The sequence below is a fragment of the Duganella fentianensis genome (assembly GCF_009857835.1).
GTDB lineage: Bacteria > Pseudomonadota > Gammaproteobacteria > Burkholderiales > Burkholderiaceae_D > Rugamonas > Rugamonas fentianensis.
Genome location: NZ_WWCL01000006.1, coordinates 1 through 19312, shown reverse-complemented (window position 1 = coordinate 19312; position 19312 = coordinate 1). Strand labels below are relative to the sequence as shown.

General features: G+C 55.3%; 17 protein-coding genes and 2 pseudogenes. 14 read left to right on the top strand and 5 right to left on the bottom strand.

Annotated features, from left to right (window positions below; genetic code table 11):
- Nucleotides 1-260: 260 nt before the first annotated feature.
- Together GTP23_RS21260 and GTP23_RS21255 are read left to right on the top strand one after the other, a co-directional pair.
- On the top strand, nucleotides 261-416 hold the full coding sequence (locus tag GTP23_RS21260; protein ID WP_155436745.1) for a YhfG family protein: 156 nt from the start codon (nucleotides 261-263) through the stop codon (nucleotides 414-416).
- Nucleotides 406-999 carry a putative adenosine monophosphate-protein transferase Fic gene (locus GTP23_RS21255; protein ID WP_155436744.1) on the top strand — a complete coding sequence of 198 codons (594 nt, stop codon included), beginning with the start codon at nucleotides 406-408 and terminating at the stop codon, nucleotides 997-999. The genes GTP23_RS21260 and GTP23_RS21255 overlap by 11 nt, the downstream gene beginning before the upstream one ends.
- Nucleotides 1000-1162: 163 nt before the next feature.
- On the opposite strand, the gene GTP23_RS21250 is transcribed toward GTP23_RS21255, so the two are convergent.
- Nucleotides 1163-1387 (bottom strand): recombinase family protein, encoded by a 225-nt coding sequence (locus tag GTP23_RS21250; RefSeq protein ID WP_155436743.1) that lies wholly within the window; start codon nucleotides 1385-1387, stop codon nucleotides 1163-1165.
- A 346-nt stretch (nucleotides 1388-1733) separates the two neighbouring features.
- On the opposite strand from GTP23_RS21250, the gene GTP23_RS21245 reads away from it, so the two are divergent.
- The 3 genes from GTP23_RS21245 (at nucleotide 1734) to GTP23_RS21235 (ending at nucleotide 4506) form a co-directional block, all read left to right on the top strand.
- Nucleotides 1734-2294: an ATP-binding protein gene (locus tag GTP23_RS21245; RefSeq protein WP_155436742.1), complete on the top strand. Its 561-nt coding sequence runs from the start codon at nucleotides 1734-1736 to the stop codon at nucleotides 2292-2294.
- Nucleotides 2295-2929: 635 nt separating this feature from the next.
- A complete protein-coding gene (locus GTP23_RS21240; RefSeq protein WP_155436741.1) occupies nucleotides 2930-4216 on the top strand; it encodes a type II toxin-antitoxin system HipA family toxin in 1287 nt (428 codons plus the stop codon).
- Entirely contained in the window at nucleotides 4216-4506 is a 291-nt protein-coding gene (locus tag GTP23_RS21235) for a helix-turn-helix domain-containing protein (RefSeq protein ID WP_155436740.1), read from the top strand. The genes GTP23_RS21240 and GTP23_RS21235 overlap by 1 nt, the downstream gene beginning before the upstream one ends.
- Before the next feature lie 435 nt (nucleotides 4507-4941).
- Here the strand turns inward: GTP23_RS21235 and GTP23_RS21230 are convergent.
- A pseudogene (locus GTP23_RS21230) lies at nucleotides 4942-5745 on the bottom strand (IS3 family transposase); the annotation flags it as partial.
- Between the two features lie 259 nt (nucleotides 5746-6004).
- Here GTP23_RS21230 and GTP23_RS21225 point away from each other — a divergent pair.
- The 4 genes from GTP23_RS21225 to GTP23_RS21210 all read left to right on the top strand — a co-directional run bounded on the left by GTP23_RS21225 (nucleotide 6005) and on the right by GTP23_RS21210 (nucleotide 11751).
- Nucleotides 6005-6415 carry a DUF4431 domain-containing protein gene (locus GTP23_RS21225; RefSeq protein ID WP_161036977.1) on the top strand — a complete coding sequence of 137 codons (411 nt, stop codon included), beginning with the start codon at nucleotides 6005-6007 and terminating at the stop codon, nucleotides 6413-6415.
- A 1082-nt stretch (nucleotides 6416-7497) separates the two neighbouring features.
- On the top strand, nucleotides 7498-8538 hold the full coding sequence (locus tag GTP23_RS21220) for a hypothetical protein (protein WP_161036976.1): 1041 nt from the start codon (nucleotides 7498-7500) through the stop codon (nucleotides 8536-8538).
- 1188 nt (nucleotides 8539-9726) lie between these two features.
- Nucleotides 9727-10251: a DUF2867 domain-containing protein gene (locus tag GTP23_RS21215; RefSeq protein ID WP_202412300.1), complete on the top strand. Its 525-nt coding sequence runs from the start codon at nucleotides 9727-9729 to the stop codon at nucleotides 10249-10251.
- Nucleotides 10252-10818: 567 nt separating this feature from the next.
- Complete coding sequence (locus GTP23_RS21210) at nucleotides 10819-11751, top strand: CE1 family esterase (protein ID WP_161036975.1); 933 nt, start codon at nucleotides 10819-10821, stop codon at nucleotides 11749-11751.
- A gap of 427 nt (nucleotides 11752-12178) precedes the next feature.
- Here the strand turns inward: GTP23_RS21210 and GTP23_RS21205 are convergent, their stop codons facing one another.
- The gene (locus GTP23_RS21205; protein WP_161036974.1) at nucleotides 12179-12595 is read right to left on the bottom strand and encodes a MarR family winged helix-turn-helix transcriptional regulator; all 417 of its coding nucleotides are present in this window, start codon (nucleotides 12593-12595) and stop codon (nucleotides 12179-12181) included.
- 187 nt (nucleotides 12596-12782) lie between these two features.
- Here GTP23_RS21205 and GTP23_RS21200 point away from each other — a divergent pair, with 187 nt between their 5' ends.
- Both GTP23_RS21200 and GTP23_RS21195 read left to right on the top strand, forming a co-directional pair.
- The gene (locus tag GTP23_RS21200; protein WP_161036973.1) at nucleotides 12783-13730 is read left to right on the top strand and encodes a bestrophin family protein; all 948 of its coding nucleotides are present in this window, start codon (nucleotides 12783-12785) and stop codon (nucleotides 13728-13730) included.
- A gap of 85 nt (nucleotides 13731-13815) precedes the next feature.
- Entirely contained in the window at nucleotides 13816-14430 is a 615-nt protein-coding gene (locus GTP23_RS21195; protein WP_161036972.1) for a YIP1 family protein, read from the top strand.
- A gap of 93 nt (nucleotides 14431-14523) precedes the next feature.
- Here the strand turns inward: GTP23_RS21195 and GTP23_RS21190 are convergent.
- Nucleotides 14524-15249, bottom strand: a pseudogene (locus tag GTP23_RS21190) (ATP-binding cassette domain-containing protein); the annotation flags it as partial.
- 19 nt (nucleotides 15250-15268) lie between these two features.
- On the bottom strand, nucleotides 15269-16045 hold the full coding sequence (locus GTP23_RS21185; RefSeq protein ID WP_371866961.1) for an IS3 family transposase: 777 nt from the start codon (nucleotides 16043-16045) through the stop codon (nucleotides 15269-15271).
- Between the two features lie 93 nt (nucleotides 16046-16138).
- Between GTP23_RS21185 and GTP23_RS21180 the strand changes: the two genes are divergently transcribed.
- From GTP23_RS21180 to GTP23_RS21170, 3 genes are all read left to right on the top strand, one after another.
- Complete coding sequence (locus tag GTP23_RS21180; RefSeq protein ID WP_161036971.1) at nucleotides 16139-16768, top strand: hypothetical protein; 630 nt, start codon at nucleotides 16139-16141, stop codon at nucleotides 16766-16768.
- Nucleotides 16749-18731, top strand: a complete 1983-nt coding sequence (locus GTP23_RS21175; RefSeq protein WP_161036970.1) for a TnsB C-terminal domain-containing protein — start codon at nucleotides 16749-16751, stop codon at nucleotides 18729-18731. The genes GTP23_RS21180 and GTP23_RS21175 overlap by 20 nt, the downstream gene beginning before the upstream one ends.
- Nucleotides 18732-18759: 28 nt before the next feature.
- A partial coding sequence (locus tag GTP23_RS21170; protein WP_161036969.1) for an AAA family ATPase occupies nucleotides 18760-19312 on the top strand: 553 nt, incomplete at its 3' end.

Below are 19312 nucleotides of genomic sequence, written 5' to 3'. Positions count from 1 at the left end.
CACCATAAATGCTTTCCCGATAATTCGGATTATCAGGTAAGGAGATCCCCAAAAAAACGCCCATTGCGCTGAATCGCCACATGAATCGCAAAAGTGACACTTTTGCTTTCCCACTACGGCTTCCTGGCCGCGCTAGACGCCGAGGGCAAGAATGAGGACAATGACCTGTGATGCTCGTCTCACAACTGACAAGGCATGCTTGCGTCAGCCCCCCGGTGAGGTGTGTTACAATACTTGAAAGCCCTTTTGAGGATGTTGTGATGCTAACAAAAGAAATGAAACTTCAGGCTTTCATGAAGCTGCGCACCGAGAACTACCGCGCCAGCCTGCGCCTGGAGGGCTTGACTCCGCGCCCGACTTCCACCCACAAGCCCGCGTCCACCACGGCCACGCTCAAGACCAAACATGCTCGATAAGTACGGCACTGGCGGGGACACGCAGTACTGCTATCCCGGCTCCGACGTATTGATCAACAAGCTCGGCCTCACCAACGAGGCTGAGCTGGAAGCGGCTGAAGTCGAGCTTACCCAAGCGCGCATCGAGCAGTTCCAACCCAACTTCGACAACATCTCCCTGTCGGGCTTGCGCGACATCCACCACTTCCTGTTTCAGGACGTTTATGCATGGGCGGGCGAGCTGCGGACGGTCGACATCAGCAAGGGCTCGACCCGTTTCGCCAACGTGAGCCGGGTCGAACCTGAGGCGGACAAGCTCTTTCGGCAGCTGGCGCAAGAACGCTATCTGGTTGAACTGCCGCGGGAACGCTTCGTGGCCCGGTTTGCGCATTACTTCTGCGAGCTGAATGTCGTCCATCCTTTCAGGGATGGTAACGGACGCGCACAGCGCTTGCTGTTTGAAGTGATCAGCATAAACGCAGGCTACCTGCTGCATTGGGAGCCGATCGGCCGCATGGAGTGGCTGGACGCCAATGTCTCCGCTTACAACTGTCAGCTGGAGCCGTTGATGGCTCTCTTGGATCGGGTACTGACGCCGATGTGACTGCCGTGAAGCGGTAACAGGACAAGCCAACAGGACGCCAGGCTGACGTCACTGGACATGCCGTAGAAGAAAGCAATTGTCTCACCTGTTACAACGCTTGCTTCCCTCTTGACCGTTATTGGAAAGTGACACATTTGCGGGCACGTCCAAGACTGCAATTGTGTCAACGTGCTGGCCGCCCGCTTTTGGTTAACCCACTTTTGCCAGCATCTTCGTAAATTGCGACAAGTGACAAATCGTGGTCGGCGGCATATTTCTCGATAACATCCAGCTGATTTTTTGTTGAGTATTCTTGACGCTCAGTGGACATACGGACGTATGCTACCGCCCTGTTGGTTTTTTGTGCCGCTATCTCAGATGACGACGTCTCACCTAGTCTCTTTGTCATCCCATCCCCCCAAGGCAGTGCTGATTCCTTGATTCGTCGCAACGTACCTAATGTAGGATAGGATGAGAATTATCAAATGACAAAACAGGCGTATAAAGTCTTTCGCATGGGGGTAGCCATGGACCGGATTGGCACCGCCTTATCTCATGAGGAAAAGAGTAAATCAATGCGATGGGCCGTGGCTTGGGGCATCGCAAGTGGAGCCGCAGTACCCCCACGTTTTAAATTAAGGGTGCGTGACGTTCTAATCAAGACCAGCTGAATTTTACTCAGGTTTGCAGAATGGAGTTGCCTAGTCCTGATGTGAGATTTCGTGGCTTCTTAGGGATGAGTAAGTAGTGGTCCAATGTACCTGGATACTGATTTGGGTGAAAATGCTGGCTATGTAAGGGGGGGAGCAAGCAGCGACGTTTTCCTCGGGGTTCAAACGGCATGCGGCATGCTTGGTGCTTCGGGCAATTATCTTTTAGGTGAAATGGTGTCGACTGATTTCGAATTTCGCATGCGCAGTGAACTAGCAGCTGTCCCTATTCTTGCAAATGCGGTAGAGGCATGGTGCGAACGACAGTTACTAGCGTTGAAGGAAAATTTGCAACTAAATTTAGTCATAGAAGAGTTAGTGACGAACGTCATTGTTCATGGTTGGCATGGCAATAGTGAAGGTCACATACGACTTAGACTAAGCTGCAGTACCTTGGGCATTGAACTCGAACTTTCCGATGATGGCCCGCCCTTCAATCCGTTGCGTTACCCTGCTCCGAACGTCAATACGTCATTGGCTGAACTGCCGGTAGGGGGCTTGGGCATTCACCTGGTACGTAGCCTGACGACGCACGGAAGTTATCGCCGCCAGAATGAGAAAAACGTATTGTGTCTTTGCAAACCTTTCAGCGTTCTGTCGGATTGACAGGCCGTGCAAATTCATCAAGGCCTCGCTGCACTCGTAGTTCTGTATCGTGACTGGCTTGCTGGATATCCCTCCGCAACCGCTCTATAACCGCTAGATTTCAAGCCAGTTTTACTACAATCAAAATATTGCGTACCCTCTACCTATCCGAGCTAGCAACAGGGCGCTCTCCAAATTGTGACAATTTGAGGAATTTTCTAGCGCCTGAATTGCTATCCTCGATAGGTGTATCTGGCCGTGTTCGGCCACAATCGCCAAAAGCGGCCTATCGGTTTTATTTCAAAAAATCAGGAAGTATTTTTTATGCCTGAGCACAACCATAATTTTTCAAGCTGGCCCTTTCCGAATGCGGTGAACACAGCCACTTAGTTTGTGATACTTCAGGCGCAAGAACAGGACGATCCGCATCGATTGGGTCAGTTTGCCGAGCGCCTTAGACTAGGTGACCTTGTCGACGAGAAGTTGAGCAGCGACCATGTCGCGCTTTACGGTGAGCAAAAAGTCGATGGTTTTACTGCGCTGTCCAGTCCGGCGGCCGTGCGCCGTTATTGGTCCCGCCGATTCAATATATATACACATCAGAATATCACAATTAAACAGTAGACTTGCCTTTAATGTGATACTAAACTGTGCATATGGATGAACACTGCACATTACAGGTCTATCTCGATGGCCAATGGCACGATGCGGCCGCCGTGACCTTGCAAGGCGATGTCACGCGCGGCACGGCCACACCGACATGGCTCAGCTACACGGTCGACTATGCGCTGGCCCATTTTGGCCGGAGTGATGCGGCCGCGCTCTCGATCAACCACCCGATCGGCATTGCCCTGCTCAAGCACGACAACTGGCCGCCCTTTCTGGTCGACTTGCTGCCACAGGGCTATGGCCGCCAGGAGTTGCTCAAGCAGCTACAGCGCGATGTCCACGCCGGCCCGGCGGCAGACTGGGCTCTGCTGGGTGCCGGTGCCGGTAATCCCATCGGCAACCTGCGCATCAAGGAAGCCCACGCGTGGAGTGGGGAACAATCCGCCAGCCCGCCGCGCGGTTTTACCCGCGACGAGGTGGCGCAGCGGGCCGGTGACTTCAATGAATATCTGGCGCAGCATGGTCTGTTTCTGGCCGGCTCGTCGGGGGTGCAGGGCGAATGGCCGAAGATTTTACTGACCCAGGCCCGGGACGGCCTGTATTACCTTGACCATACGCTACCCGACCAGCTGGCCCAGCGTCACTACATCGTCAAGTTTGGCCGCGGCAGCGACCCTGCACTGGCCACGATCCTGCGCTGTGAAGCGCCGTATATGGCACTGGCGCGCCAGCTCGGCCTGCGCGTGCATGGGGATTTGCAATTGCATGGGCGCTCCCTGTGGATCCCCCGCTTCGACCGGCAGATCAGCAGCGGGCAAGTGCTGCGCCATGCGCAAGAAAGCCTGGCCTCCGTGTGCGGACTGCACCAGTTTGGTGACGTTCCTAGCCATAATGTATTTTTGCAGCGCTTGCGCGCCAGCGTGAGCGACTGCGCCAGCGAAACGGTGGAATATCTAAAGCGCGATGTAGCCAATATCGTGCTGGGCAATACGGATAATCATGCGCGCAACACGGCCATCCAGCGCGACGCGCAAGGCCGGGTGCGTCTGACGCCCCTGTTTGATTTCGCCCCCATGTTCCTGCATCCGGACGGGATTGCCCGCCGCATGCGCTGGGCGAAAGATGACCACGGGGCGCCCGTCTGGGCCAGTGTCATCGCCCAGGCGGCCCAGGCCAGCGGGGTCGATGCCGCGCTGCTGCGCACGGCCCTGCAAGCGATGGTGGCGCCCTTGCGGATGCTGATGGCACAGGCCCAAGCACTTGGCATTGCCGATGTGCTTGTCCTCAAAGCCCGCACCATCGCCGCGAACCTTGAGCAATTACAGGCACTCTGATGGATAAACGTTATTCCGTGCTGAGCCCCGCCGAGCAGGTCGCCCTGCGGCGCGACCTGATGCTGCGTCTGGAGGCGGCGCCGGCCATGCCGATTCCGGCCGTGATACGCGAGATCCGTAAGACCTTGCGCCTGACCATACCCGAATATGCCCGCCTTTGTCAGGTCTCGCCCCGTACCTTGCAGGATATCGAACGGGGCGTCGCCAGCCCTACCTTGAGCACGGTCGATAAACTGCTGCAGCCCATGGGCTTACGGGCCGGTGCCGTCGCGGCCGCAAGCTGGCCATAGGACGGGCACGGCTGGGCTGGTCCGCCCAGATCATCTGAGGGGAATTGCCGACCAACAGACGCTCTGGCGCCAGCGCCCCGCCATATGCTTCCTAGCCCAGCCCCCACTGCACCGGTGCAGTGGCACTGAAATACGCTACCTGGGTGGCCATCCCAACGCGCCGTAGCGGAGCATGGCTGCGTCCGGCACCTCGATGTCGCTAGTCTGCAGGCTCGGCTGGGGGGCAGTGCGCATCCGGCTACCACATTCGATAAACACTTCGCTGCGCGCCGTCGCAATCCCACGTTACGCATCCGAGAAGTGGTTCCGCTTGATTGGACAGCCAAATCGTTGGCTTAAGTGGAGCCTTGCGTAAAGAAGCTTATCCACGGCGCCGCTCGTCGCCCCATGATCAGGGCACGAGCGTGGGGCGCGGTGGGTAAGCTGGACCATCGCCTATGCCGCCAGTTTGAGCGGCGGCTGGTGCGCGCAGTAGAACGCATCCGGTGTCGCTCCGTCAAGCGCCTGGTGGGGCCGGCGCCCATTGTAAAAGGCGAAATAACGAGCCAAGCCGGCGCGCGCCGCGCTGACACTGTCGTAGGCATGCAGATAGACCTCTTCGTATTTAACCGACTTCCACAAGCGTTCGACGAACACGTTGTCGCGCCAACAGCCTTTGCCATCCATGCTGATGGCGATGCCGTGGTTGCGCAGCAGCTGCGTGAATTCGAAGCTGGTGAACTGGGCCCCGCGGTCACTATGATGGATCAGGGCGTCGTCACGCTCGGGCTGACGGGCATACAGAGCCTGCTCCAGCGCGTCCAAGACGAAGTCGGTGCGCATCGAACTGCTGACACGCCAGCCGACGATGCGGCGGGCGAACACATCAATCACGAAAGCGACGTAGATCATGCCTTGCCAGGTCGAGACATAGGTGAAGTCGCTAACCCACAGCTGGTTTGGCCGATCGGCCCGGAACTGGCGATTGACCCGGTCCAACGGGCACGGCGCAGCAGCATCTCCAATGGTGGTGCGCACGACCTTGCCACGCACGGCACCGCGCAGACCGGCGCGACGCATCAAGCGCTCGACCGTGCAGCGTGCCACTTCGATCTGCTCACGCTTGAGTTGACGCCAGACCTTCTCGGCACCGTAGACCTGCATGTTGGCATGCCACACGCGATGGATGTGAGCACTCATGAGTTCGTCACTGTGGCTGCGTGCGCAGCGCAGGGCCGGATTCCTTCGTTGGGCAGCGTGAGTATTCTCATCAAGCCGGACACTCATTCGCATCTCAGGCCGGACACCCAGTGGCACTTGAAGTCGGACACCTGTTGGCATGACAAGCCGGACACCGATCCTCCTATCCGGACACCGTCAATTAGCAAATGATGGGCATGTCTGCCGTCCTCGTTGAATTGTGGGAATGTGTGATATTTTCATTTCAGCAAGCTGGTATCCTGTTGTCTTGGGCCGAGATCGGCCAATAGCAGCCATTGAATATTGAGAGCGAAATTTTATGAGGACGCGTGTCCCAGTCATTTTTGCATTGCTTGTGATTACGCAGGCGCAGATAGTTTTTGCCGAACCTATGGCCTGTTTCAAATACGAACCGGAAACAGTTGTGGTGACTGGGACGCTGCACAGGGAAACGTTCCCTGGTCGCCCAAATTACGAAAGTGTAGCGAATGGCGATGAGGCTGAGACTGGCTTCTACTTGTCACTAGATTCACCAATTTGCACGGTTGGTGGTAACGGTGCGGACCGGGCGCCCTTTGACTCGGTTCGGGAAATTCAGCTTGTGCTTAACGAAAAGCAGTACGCTGCACTTAGGCCAAGACTAGGCAAGAAAATAGACGCACGAGGAAAGTTATTTTCAGCCCATACCGGACATCATCATGCGAAGGTATTGATGCGAGTTTCAGAATAATAGGCAGAAATCGGCCAATAGCAGGCTCTGTCGCATAGAAAGATAAAAATGAAACGAATGAAACTTAAGAGTTTTTTCGCAGGTGGAATTGGAGCCGCCAGCGGCACCATCATTTGGGAATGCTACAGTAAGAGTTGGGCAAATGTTGATTGGTACAGGGTCGTCGTTGTAGCGACGTCAACCATCCTGTTAGTAGCCCTTGCATCTGTTTTTCTACCAAATAGAGATACGGAAAAATTAGGCTAACTGCCAAGAGCAGTCTCTTAGATTCAATCAGAACTACTACGCACTCGCTAAGAATAACTCCATGCCTTTAATAACGCCGCCTAACTGCTTTGCATTGGTACTTATGAGCAGTGCACTTACGTTCTTACCCGTGCATGCTGCGGCACCTGCATTTGCGACTACTAAGTTCCGATTGTGTCAATCTTGTTCGATGCCAGCTATTCCAGTTACGTTACCCCACCAAGGTATTGTCCTCTCATTCGGCTCTATCTTCGGTGAAAATTCGAGGTGGTATGTGGTCGACTTGGAGCGGTCAGAGGCTACTCGAATTGTCGCCCGCGTGGACAGGGTTACTAAAGAACTTACGATTGTCGAACGTGTGACCCAACCCTTGTCGTCTGGCCCTCAGTCGGAACTTACCCAAATCGCTAATCGTATTTGGGGTTGCGAAGATGCGTTGCCGTCGAAAATGGCTACCGACGTGGTCTGGAGTTTGTGGCTATTGGATGGGGATGACGTGCGGCACGAATCTGCAGCTGGCAGACCTGAGGGGATGGCGAAGGATATCGAGCAAATTATGGCCCGGCTAATACGTTAGGAATACCCGCTGGCTAAAGATAGAAGTCTATAAAGATATATGTTTGGTGAGAAGGATTATCGCAGCGCATTTACTGCTAACGGCCAAAAGCAGCCGCCCATCGCCGCCCAAAATCGGACATGTGAGGGACTGGTCTATTCAGAATCCTATGACTTCTATGCGGATAGAATGACTGGATTCAGATTTGTCGTACCTCTTGTCGTTGATACATCAAGGCATTCGACTTCACCAATCACATTTCCTAACTATTCAGTAAATTATGGACAGTAAAGAACAGCAGAATCGACAAGCTTTCTTAGATGAGATATCCCGCTACCCATATATCCGGCAGGACGGTCGGCTTATCCTGGAGCCGTTCTGTGTATATCTTTCTCACTGTTTTGGCTTCGACGGCATTCTTAAATTTTCTCCCCAGCCAAGAGACGTATACATGCTTCTAGTCGAAATGATTCGTGAGCGGTTGGGCGACGACGAAGCAAAGAAAAAAATCCAATTTCAGAATATCGTTGACTGGCGACCGGAGTTAGCCTACATCTACCCGGAAAGGTTCATGACCTGCATTCACATCGGAGCCCTAGTAATGGTCTCACACGATTGGATTTACGACATTGGCCACTCCCTGATGGGGATTCCTGAGCCTGAAGAGCCTGGAAAGTATTTTGCTTGGGCTAAGGAGGAATGGCTAGCTGTTCACACTTTCATTAACGGTTATCACAATGCATTTTTCTCTTTTCAGAAAGAACTTGATAGGGAGGGAATAAGCAAGTCAGGATTTTCATTGTTTGAAGCATTGCACTTGGCCCAAGCTAAAGACATCGACTTTGACGAGGCGGTTAACGAGTTAAAGGCGCGTCATAGCGCTTACCAAGCAGCGATAGACCAAATTACAAAAGCCTTGCAGGATGGCTACTATCTGGAAGCAATTGCACTCGAGGAGTGCTTGATTAGCAATTGCTTATTCAACTTCTTGAACCGTATTGGCAGCAAGCTTTCAAACCCGTCATTTCACTCGTTACTAAAGGAAGTGTCGGATAGGCAAGATACGGCGTGGGACTATCCACGTGAATTGCTGGGCGAATTGGATAAATGGCGCAAAGCAAGAAATACCGCTATCCATGGGTTCATATCCTCAACAAGTGTAGAGCTAGACTTTTCACTTGCGAATTTCCGCGAATCGGTCAAAGCCACTGCTCTATCTGGGGAGGAATACTGCAAGGCTATAGTCTCGTGGTATGAGGTTGAAAGCGTGAATTTCGTCCGACATGAATTCCCTCGGGAGCGTAAGGTGACTGTTCACTGATTGGGCCGCTGCTTAGTCCCAAGTATCGGTCATCGCCACATTGGGACTCGTGAACGTCAGCACTAGGGCGGATGCGTCACCCTGGTGAACGAGTACAATCGGCCATGAGCAGACTTTCGAAAGTATTTTCTTGCAGATTGGACCTCAATTGGCACTTGAGGTATTCAGATAAATTTTTGTCTTCTTACATCCCAGCACGTTAATGCGCGCAAAATCCATATCTGTTATAGCATTCACTCTCATACTTTGCAGTATCTTTGCAATTTTCTTTCCACGTTCTCAGCTTGGGAAAGACGCAGAAAGAGTAGGAAGCCCCTCCAATCCCAACTTGCACTCTTTTGTTTTCCTTGGATGCTCTGGAGACTGGAAAGATAAGAATTTTCAGCCTCAAGTGTGGCGGGCTGGAGCAAAGGACAAAATCTCATTCTTAATAAAGCACCCGGCTACATGTGGCTATACAACTGCGTCTGCGCCTAATGCAAGTATCACAGATTCTTCAATTGTATTTAGCTATTTGATGAGTAATGAAAGTGGGCTAGCGGCTGCGTGCGATTGCGAGTACTGGGCCATTTTTGAGTTGAAATCCGCGCCAGAAGAAATTACAAAAATCTCAGTCAACGGGGTAACTGCTCAGTTGATGAGTGGTTTGTCGCAAAACAACTAGATTCGGAAGTGAAGCACCGAAGTTGACATAATTCTCTTAGCCGTCGAGCGACTAAATTAGATGAACATTGCAATGGTGTATATCAATTGGCCTGACGAAGGACTTTGGCGAAGCGTCAAGCATGTATCGCAAGGGCCGCTGCAGCATGTTTCCCTTTGATGTGATAATTCGTGAACATTCAAAAAGGGCAAGATGTTACCCTTCGAATCTTCGGCCGACAACGGCCAACACCCGACATTGTCACAAAACTGTATTGTTTAACCTTGATATTGAAAGTGGAGCTGTGATGGCACGTCGACCAAAGAAGAGTCATCTAGCGCAAGCAATCAACAACTCTAGCCCGGGGGTAAAACTCTTCTGGCAAATCGTGATTATTTGCGGACTCGCTTTCGCATTTATCATGGTAATTGCAGGCGGTCGCTAGCGGCCATAAACTGCCTTTCGAATTCCAATCCAAAACTACAAAATTGCGGCTACATGAATTCCATCCTTCAAAGCGGTCGCGTTTTCTCATAGGCAGAATAATGGCCCTTCCGATCAAGTCCACCGCCCCATCCGCTAGCAAAATTGCAGCGCGGTTACCAGGTGCGTATTTCCATGATGCCTGGGCCATACCAGCAGCTTTGCCGGAATTGGACGCATTGGGGCAATTTCTCCGCGTTGCGCGCTCTACACCTAAGTGGATCGACCGAATGATGGTCCTACGAAATCAAGTGGTTGGCTTGTTTGGACTAAAGAACCTCGGTCGGATTGCCGGTGTCGATCCGTCCAAGCAGAGTTCCGACTACGTGCCTGGCGAAAGGGTCGGCATTTTCACTCTTATCGAAAAGACAGAGCGAGAAGTTCTCCTCGGCGATGACGACAACCACCTCAGTGTCATTGTGTCTGTTCACAAAGACGTGGATTCCTGTGATGGACAAACTGTCATCACAGTGACGACTGTCGTCCACGTTAAGAATTGGATCGGTCGCTTGTACATGGTGCCGGTAGCCCCAGCACATCGCGCTATTGCGCGTACGATGGTAAAGGCTGTCGGAAATGCTGCCTAGATGCGCCGAAATCTGAGCTGAGGCGGACTCGGCAAGCAAGACGTTCAGGTACTTCAGCGATTTTCGCCCCGGCATCAGTGATCCGAGTTAGCGAGCCAGAGGAAATAGTGCTTGCCATTGATCCAAAGCACGACCTTAGCGAGATGCCGTCTATCGCCCCGTCGTGGTAGCCGTCGACGCAACCCATTGGCGGATTGTCTCGTGGGTCACGGCGATGCGCGGGATGACGATCAGCTCCTAGATGTCGCAAAAGCTTAGCGAGAACCGGAAACAAAGCTCCCAATGACTGATGATCTCGCGCGGGTAGCGGAAACCGCGGAAACGTTGGGAATTTGTCATTCTAAATTTTCAATGACGCATGGCGGGGGCTGCACCTTGAGAGTGCCGCTAAGATTCATGCAGTTGTTGATGCATTGGGTACCCGGTGTGCTGGCTGCTGACCGGCGGCGAGGTCGCTGACATATCGCATGCCCAACCGCATCTTAATGGATTGCAGGCTGACGCGGTATTTGAAAAATCGCCATCATCGATGGCATTATGAACGTCCAGGCAAGATTTGGAACACGCATGAGTGTACGAAACTTCATATTTGGGCTTGATTCAAGAGAAGCTCCTTCTGCTCCGGTAGTTCGGATTGACATCACTCGACCCGAAGGGGTGCGATATTATTTGCAGGCTTCGCCGACCGTCGCACAAGAAGGGAAACGGCCATTGGTGATCATTCTGCATGGTGGAGGCTCATCGGCAGAACAAGTTCTCGGGATGGCGTTCCCAGCCTCGCCATTGTCGGTCTGGTTGGAAATTGCCGAACGGGAGCAAGTGGTCGTGATCGCGCCCAACGGGAACAGCCAAGCGGGGCGGCGCGCTTGGAACGATGGATTTGCTGATATCCCGAGCAACCCCAGCACGGATGATGTTGGTTTTATTTCCGCAATAATTGATCGTGCAGTTGTTGAAGAAGCCGTTGATGCTAATCGCATCTACGTAATTGGCGTTTCCAAAGGAGGGATGTTGGCATATCGCATTGCCGTCGAATTAGCGCCTCGTTTAGCCGCATTTTCAGCTGTTCTGGCAGCGATGCCAGAGCGGCCCATTTATGCGCAGCCGTCGTTACCCTTGTCCTTCCTACTTGTGGCAGGTACGTCTGATCCCTTCATCCCCTACGTTGGTGGAAAATTTTGGCACACCTTAGGCTTCATTGGTCGTACAAAGAGCGTTGAGGCAAGCGCAAACACTTGGTGTAGCCTCGCCCGACTGTCAGACTTGCCGGTCACACATACCGACGGAGCGGTAGTGCGGCAAGTTTGGAGGAGTGATTTCACTACCTTACAAGTCAAGTTGATCAAGATCGTAGGGGGCGGGCATGCTGAGCCAAGCAAGAAAAAGCGCTATCCGGGCCTATTTAGATTGTTTCCTGGCATACAAAATGGTGACTTTGAATTAGCCGAAGAAGCATGGTCTTTTTTCAAAGATAAGCGCAAGCTGAATCCGGTCCCGTGACGCCTCGGCCCTTGCACCATCGAAACGAGGATAGGAGGCAAAGCGCCAAGCGCGCTTAAACGTTGTAAAGGTGGAAGGTCATCTGAACGTCCGCAACGGGGCGTGCTCGACAGGCCGCTTTGGGGCGTAAGCGGGCGCTCGCATCGCTTACACCCAGATGAAATTTTGGGTATTCTGGCATCGTGACCGCTCATTCCGGTCAAGTGCAAAAATCGGTCACAATGGACCAGAATAGCCGGTCACGATAGACCAGAATCGGCGGTCACGTTCGACCGGAATGGACGGTCACGTTCGGCCAGAATACCCAGCTTTAGATCAGCCATAAAAGAAATCGCGCGGCCGCCTCACTTCGAGGTAGCAGGGCTTTTTTTTATTCTCCTCTGTAACTTTGCTGGCCCGGGACGTTCGTCCTGCTAGCGTGCAGCGTTCATGCGCTGAACAGGGCCTGCAGCATCTGCTGTAATTCCATGCGCTGATCTTTGTGCAGCAAGGCGATCTGCTCTAGCAGTTGCTGGCCTTTTTCCTTCAGATGAACTTCCACGCAGCGTTTGTCGGCGCGGCCTGCCCGCCGCTCGAGCAGCCCGGCTTTTTCGCAGCGCGACACCAGCGCTACCACGCCGTGATGATGTGCTTGCAAGCGCTCGGCCAGTTCTGCAATGGTGGCCCATTCTCTGCCCGGAAAGCCCTTAATCTGCAGCAGGAGCAGGTATTGCAGATGGGTGATGCCATGAGCTTGCGTCAATTCCTCGCTAAAGCGCAGGAAACTGCGCAAACGATAGCGAAAATCGGCCAGCCGTTCGTAATCGTGCTTGCTGAGGGGCGGCTGGGGAGCAGTTGAGGGCATGGGCGTAGGGGGAATTGGATCAGCCGACGATCATAGCTGATTGCTCCAGTCGGGCGTAGCGATTTCTACCCTTGCCCCGGTGCCTAGTCGCCTAAATATATATCACAAGATGATATAATTAATCTCTTTCCTCTTAACCACATACGTCGGCCGCCGCGCTTATTGACCGGGCTGCCCTTGCCCGATCATGATTATCCGACCCAGGCCGAAAGGCATAGAGTATTTTCTGCTATTGCGCGGATCGATATTGCCGAATATCTGGCGCAAGCTGGCCGTCACCATCGTCATGGCCGTGCTCGTGACGCTCATGCATGGGGCGCTCTACCACGTCAAAATCAGGCTCACCACCATTCCTTTTACGCTGATGGGTCTGGCACTGGCGATCTTTCTGGGGTTTCGTAATTCCGCCAGTTACGAGCGCTATTGGGAGGGCCGCCGGCTGTGGGGCAGCCTCGGTACGGCCAGCCGTAATTTGCTGCGCCAGCTCTATGCCTATCCGCAGGTTTCGGACAGTGGCGGCCCGCAGCAACGGGCGCAATTAGCGCAGTTGCAGAAGCACATGGCATACGCGACGATCGCCTTTGCGCATGCTTTGCGACACCAGTTACGTGAGGAAAGCTGGGGTGAGGAAATTGCCCGCCTGCTGCCGGCTGAGCGCGCCCTTTGCTGGCAGCGGCTGCAACATCCGGCAGCCGCCATCTTGCAGGCCATAGGCAGCGATGTCGGTTGCGCTATGGCCAGAGGCTGGCTGGCTGCGCCACTGGCCCAGGAGATCGACCGTAGTCTGAGCCAGATGAGTGAAGCGCTAGGTGGCTGCGAGCGGATCAAGAATACGCCGATTCCATTTTCCTACTCCGTTTTGCTGCACCGTACCGTGTATGTGTACTGCTATTTGCTGCCATTTGGCCTGGTCGACTCGATAGGCTTGCTGACGCCCGTAGTGGTGGGGGTGGTGGCGTATACCTTTTTCGGGCTCGATGCCATCGGCGATGAGATCGAGGAGCCTTTTGGCCTCACACCCAATGATTTGCCGCTCACGGCCTTGAGCTATGGCATAGAAATTTCGGCGCGCGAAATGATGGGGGAAACGGCGATCCCCGCCATGCCCCCCCCAGTTGATTATTGCTTGCAGTAAGGGGGAGCCCAACCCAGCAGACGGGGCTTGCCTTTTAGATTTTATGTCATATGATGATATAAATGCCGATGCAATGGCTCAGGCAATGCCCACGCTGACTAGCTGTCCCACTCTATCCGGGAGCAATATCATGAACCTGGTGAATCTAAGCAAAATGCCTTTTTCATTTCATGCCGGCTGGGATGAAGTGGCCGTCGTCCATCATCCCGTCATCAAGACCTTCCTGCTGCTGGTGCTGCCTTTTGCGCTGCTGCCGCCGGCGATTCTGTTGTACGCCAGTAATGAGCCGGGCTCACTATTGCGGCTCAATGCAGCGGCGGCCCGCTGGCACGAAATAGCGCTGGTGTTTTTTGTGGCTGAACTGCTGACGGTACCGCTGATGGGCTGGCTGATCAGGGCTAGTGCAGCGGAGCGCAAGATCGCGGCTAGCTTCCGGGACACATTCCTATTGGCGGCCATTATTGCTATTCCCATGTGCCTGTCCAGTCTGGGTTTGCTGCTGCCAGACTGGTGGAGCATGCTAGGGCTGGGGCTGGCTGGGCTGATGGTGGCGGCCAGCCTGCTATACCACGGTATGTATGTGGTGTTGAAGATGGACGAGCAGTTCGAGGCGCAAGCGCTGGCCTATCAGGTGTTTGGCTTTGGGGCGCTGGCCTGGGCCTTGCTGTCGGCCTATATCTTGTTGCAGCTGTTAGGCTAGGCGGCGCTGCGCCAAAGTAAAAGCGCAGCCCGAGGCTGCGCTTGCTTTGCTCAAGCGGGACTGCGCACGGTATAGCGTGTGCGCAGCTTGGGCTTAGGTGCTCAGTGGCTTGTAGCGGATACGCTTAGGCTTGGCGCCTTCTTCACCCAGACGTTTCTTCTTGTCGGCTTCGTATTCCTGATAGTTACCGTCAAAGAAGGTGACTTGCGAGTTGCCTTCGAACGCCAGAATGTGGGTGGCAATACGGTCGAGGAACCAGCGATCGTGCGAGATGACCAGCACGGAACCGGCGAATTCCAGCAGCGCGTCTTCCAGTGCACGCAGGGTTTCCACGTCCAGATCGTTGGACGGTTCGTCCAGCAGCAGCACGTTGCCGCCTTTGAGCAGGGTCTTGGCCAGATGCAGACGGCCGCGCTCACCACCGGACAGATTGCCGACGATCTTCTGCTGGTCGGAACCTTTGAAGTTGAAGCGGCCCAGATAGGCGCGCGACGGCATGTCGAAGCGGCCCACGGTCAGCATGTCGGCACCGCCGGAAACGTCGTCGAATACGGTCTTGTTGTCGGCGAGCTTGTCGCGGCTCTGGTCCACCAGCGAGATGCGGGCGGTCTGGCCGATCACGACTTCACCGCTGTCTGGCTTATCCAGACCGGCAATCATCTTGAACAGCGTCGATTTACCGGCACCGTTAGGGCCGATGATACCGACGATGGCGCCCGGCGGAATGGTGAACGAGACGTTTTCCATCAGCAGACGGTCGCCGAAGGCTTTCGACACGTTCTTGAATTCGATCACGTCGTTACCCAGACGTGTAATGACCCAGCGATTCCTGCTCAACTCAAGCCGCTAATGCAAATGCCTCAGCGGGTGTTTTCATGCCCAGCGCCTGATGCGGACGCTGGTTGTTGTAGAACCCGATCCAGCCGGCGATGACTCTGCTGGCGTGCTGCAAACTCTCAAAGCGATGGCGGTGCACGCATTGCTCCTTCAGCGTTCGGATAACCCGTTCCACCATGCCGTTCTGCTCCGGGCAATGTGGCGTGATGAATTCCTGCCTCAAGCCATAGCTGCGAACCAACCTGGTGTAGCTGCGGCTGGTGAAAACCAAGCCGTTGTCCGACCGCAGCAAGAACGGTGCCGCAACCCTGCCCAAGGTGCCATAGCGGGCAATCAGCGCCTGCTCCAGGGCCGCCTCGGCCGTCTTAGCCTTGCCCGAGCGGGACAGATGCCAGCCCAATAATTCTCGGGTATGGCAATCGATCACCAAGGCCAGCACCGCCCAACCGTCACGACCGGCCCATACTCGGCACATGTCGGTCGCCCAGCGTTCGTTTGGTGCTTTCGCCACCGAAGGCAAGGCTTGAACGCGCGGACGAAAGCCTACTGGCCGCTTCTTCACTTGCCAGCCACGCAGCTGAAAAATGCGCTGCACGGTGTTCTTGTTGAAGCCAAGCAGGGCCGCAACAGTGCGATAGCCGAACGACGGCTCCTCGTTGATCATCGCCTTGATTGGCTCGGCAAAGCGCGCCTCGTAAAGGAAAGCAAATTTGTCTGCAAATTCTGGAGGCTCTCCCCTCTGCGCGCATGTTTTGCAGACAAATTTCCCCGCACGCACAAGAAAGTAAATTTGTCTACACAGAGCATTGGCAAGTAAATCTGTCTGTTCGCAGCTTCAGGTCGTCACCAGTCGGCGTAAGTTGTTGAAATCATGAATGAAACACGCTTCCAATCTGCTGTTTCAAACGCCAGGCCGCGAGGTGTGCGCGTCATCGAGGCGTACAGCCCAAAACTCGGTCGGCGATTGCAGTGTTTTGGCGAACATGTGTTCGGCCAATGGGTTCGCCTGGAAGCGGATCCAACGGTTCAGGCATTTTGCGAGCGTCCTGCCTACCTGGATCAGGCTGGCAAACATTTAGCGGACTTTTGGGTACTGCAGGAAGACCGGGAAGCGCTTCTCATCGTCGATGGGGAAGACCAGCCTGCAACGATCACGATCGGCGATGCAGAATTGCATGTTCGCAGCATACCGCCCGCCGAACTGGCGGCTGCCCGCATCTGGATCGGTAACTGGGAGCGCATGCTGCCCGTAATCACTTCCTGCCGACCACAAATGGCGCCAACGTTTCTGCGTTCTATCCTGAAATTCGTTTCCGAGCCCATGCAACTTTCGCGTATCGAGCAGGAATTTGTCACAGGCGATCCGACCTTGGTGCGCGCGGCAATCTTTAATCTGCTCCACGCCGGGAGCTTGCAGGCACCGCAGCTGCACACGGAACAGCTTTCGTTTCTAACCTGCTTTCAACCCGTGAGGCCCTGCCATGAATCGTCGCCGCGATGACCTTCAAAACATTGACACAAGCGCGTGGGCTGCAGTAGATCCGAATGCATTGGCAGCCGCAAAGCGAAAGACGTTCGAGGCGCGCTACGAGGCGATCAACCTTTATGCCACCGGACAAACTCTACGCGAAATCGAGAAGCGGACCGGTATCAACAGTCGCCAGCTCTACGGACTGCTCGATCGCTGTCTGACACAGGCAGACGATGGACGGCTCGTCGGTTTTCGGGGCTTACTCAAGCACGATCGCTTCGGGTCCTACGCGCGCACCGCCAAACTGCCGGCTGAATATTCCGCCAGCGGGAGAGGACTGGTTGGCGCGTTTGCGTTCCTGCTTGAACAGCATCCGCCGCTGGCGCAATGGCTGACGCAAAAGATTCGCAAGCACGCCGTCACGCTACATCAGGTCAGTACTGATGGCCCGCTAAAGACCAGGCTGAACGGACTGGGCAATCTGCACGCCGGCTTTCTCACGCAGTGCAGAGCCGTCGGCATCACGGCCGCCGACTACCCTTTGAACACGGATCGCATGGGCATCCGGTCATTGTCTGCCTACGTGACGGCGCAAATACTCACCAACTTCGGTGACGCGGCGCGCACGGCCGGCGCCACCCATCTCAAGGGCATGCCCGGCGGCGGCGGCCGCGGCGCCGTTCGTCCTTACCAGATGGTCGAATTCGACGGTCACCGGCTCGATGTGCGCTTGAAGATTGTAATCCGTGACCCGCTCGGTTTCGAACAGGAATTCGAAGTCGAGCGCATCTGGCTGCTTGTGATCATCGACGTGTGCACCCGCGCGGTGTTGGGCTACCACCTGGTCCTGTCGCGCGAATACAGCCGTTACGATGTGATTAAGACGATCGAGCAGGCGCTGACTCCGCACCGGCCGCGCACGTTCACCCTGCCTGGCGTCGGCTATGGATCGGCGGGCGGCTTCCCATCCGGCAAACTGCCGGAGCTGGGTTACGCGATATGGGAACGCATGCGACTCGATAACGCCAAGGCGAATCTGGCCAGCGACACCATGACGGCATTGTGTGAATTCATCGGCTGCGCCGCCGACGCCGGCCCGCTACATCATCCCGACGACCGACCCTATATTGAACGTTTCTTTGGTACGGTCGCTAGCACGCTATCGTCCCGCCTGCCCGGCTACACGGGCTCGAATCCCAAAGATCTCCGCCGCGCATTGGCCGACCCCAAGGGCAACCTGCGCTTGTTCGTATCACTCGCCGAGATGGAGGAATTGATGGAGGCCTCGATCGCTGGCTACAACGCCACACCGCACGATGGTTTGAACGGCCGCACGCCGCTGGAGGCGATGGAATACCTGGTGCGCGGCAAAGGACAGATGATCTGGTGGCTACCCGAGGCGAAGCGCCGCACGATGTGTCTGATGCAGACGGCGCACCGTTGCCGGGTCCGCGGCTATCTGGCGCAAGGCACCAGGCCGCATATCAATCTGTTCCAGGTGCGCTATACGAGCGAAGTGCTGGCAGCCAGCGGTGCGTTGCTTGGCAGGGAGCTGCGCGTCTATTACAACAGCGATGACCTGCGCACCGTGCGCGCCTTTCTTGCCGACGGATCGGAGCTTGGGATACTCAGGGCGCAGGGTGCTTGGGGCGAGATCAGGCACGACTTGAAGCTGCGCCGCGAAATCATGAAACTGCGGGCCAAGAAGCGGCTGGCATTCACGGTCACGCAGGAATTCATCGACCGCTTCGTCGAAGAAAAACGGAAGAAGGCGAAGCACAGCCGGCACGCTGCCAGCGACCTGGAACGAACGATGCGCACCCTGGCCAATGCGCCAACGGTCAACACGCCGCCAGGGCAGCCAAAGACCGTACCGGTAGCGCCGGCCGCCCCGCTGCCGGCGGCAACAGATTCGGCACTCCCGGCACAGATTCCCCAGAAAATCGAGCCGCAAGAGCTCACGATCCCTTCCGGCTTCACGACAGTCATCTAAACGATTCTTTCGCACAAGGAGAAGTCTGATGTCTATGAAAATGCCCCGGCCCATCGCCCCCGATCTGCATCCCATCGCCACCGGCAATTACCGCATCGCCACACCGGCCATCCAAGAACTGCACGAGCTCGTCATGCGCTGTCTGCGCTACCGGACCACCGGTGCGCTCATCCATGGTGCCTCGCGCATCGGCAAGACCCGCGCCATCGAATATGTGCGGCTGCTGCTGGCCGAGACCCATCCCAAGATCACCACCTACCACGCTCAAGCCGAACACAAGCCGCGCCATGCCGAAGGCCCCTTCCTCTCGAATCTGCTGGAAGCCGTGGGCTATCCCGACCCGGACCATGGATCGAATCCGACCAAGCGCATTCGGCTCATCAACAAGATCAGGGAGGCCTGCGCCAAGAATGGCGGCGGGACGGTCATCCTGTTTTGTGACGAGGCGCAGCGTTACGACGACAACGAGTACGAATGGCTGCGCGACGTGCATGACCATCTGGACCGGTTGCAGATCAAGCTGTTCACGATCCTCGTCGGCCAGCAGGATCTGCTGGCCATCAAGATCGCCATGCAGTGCG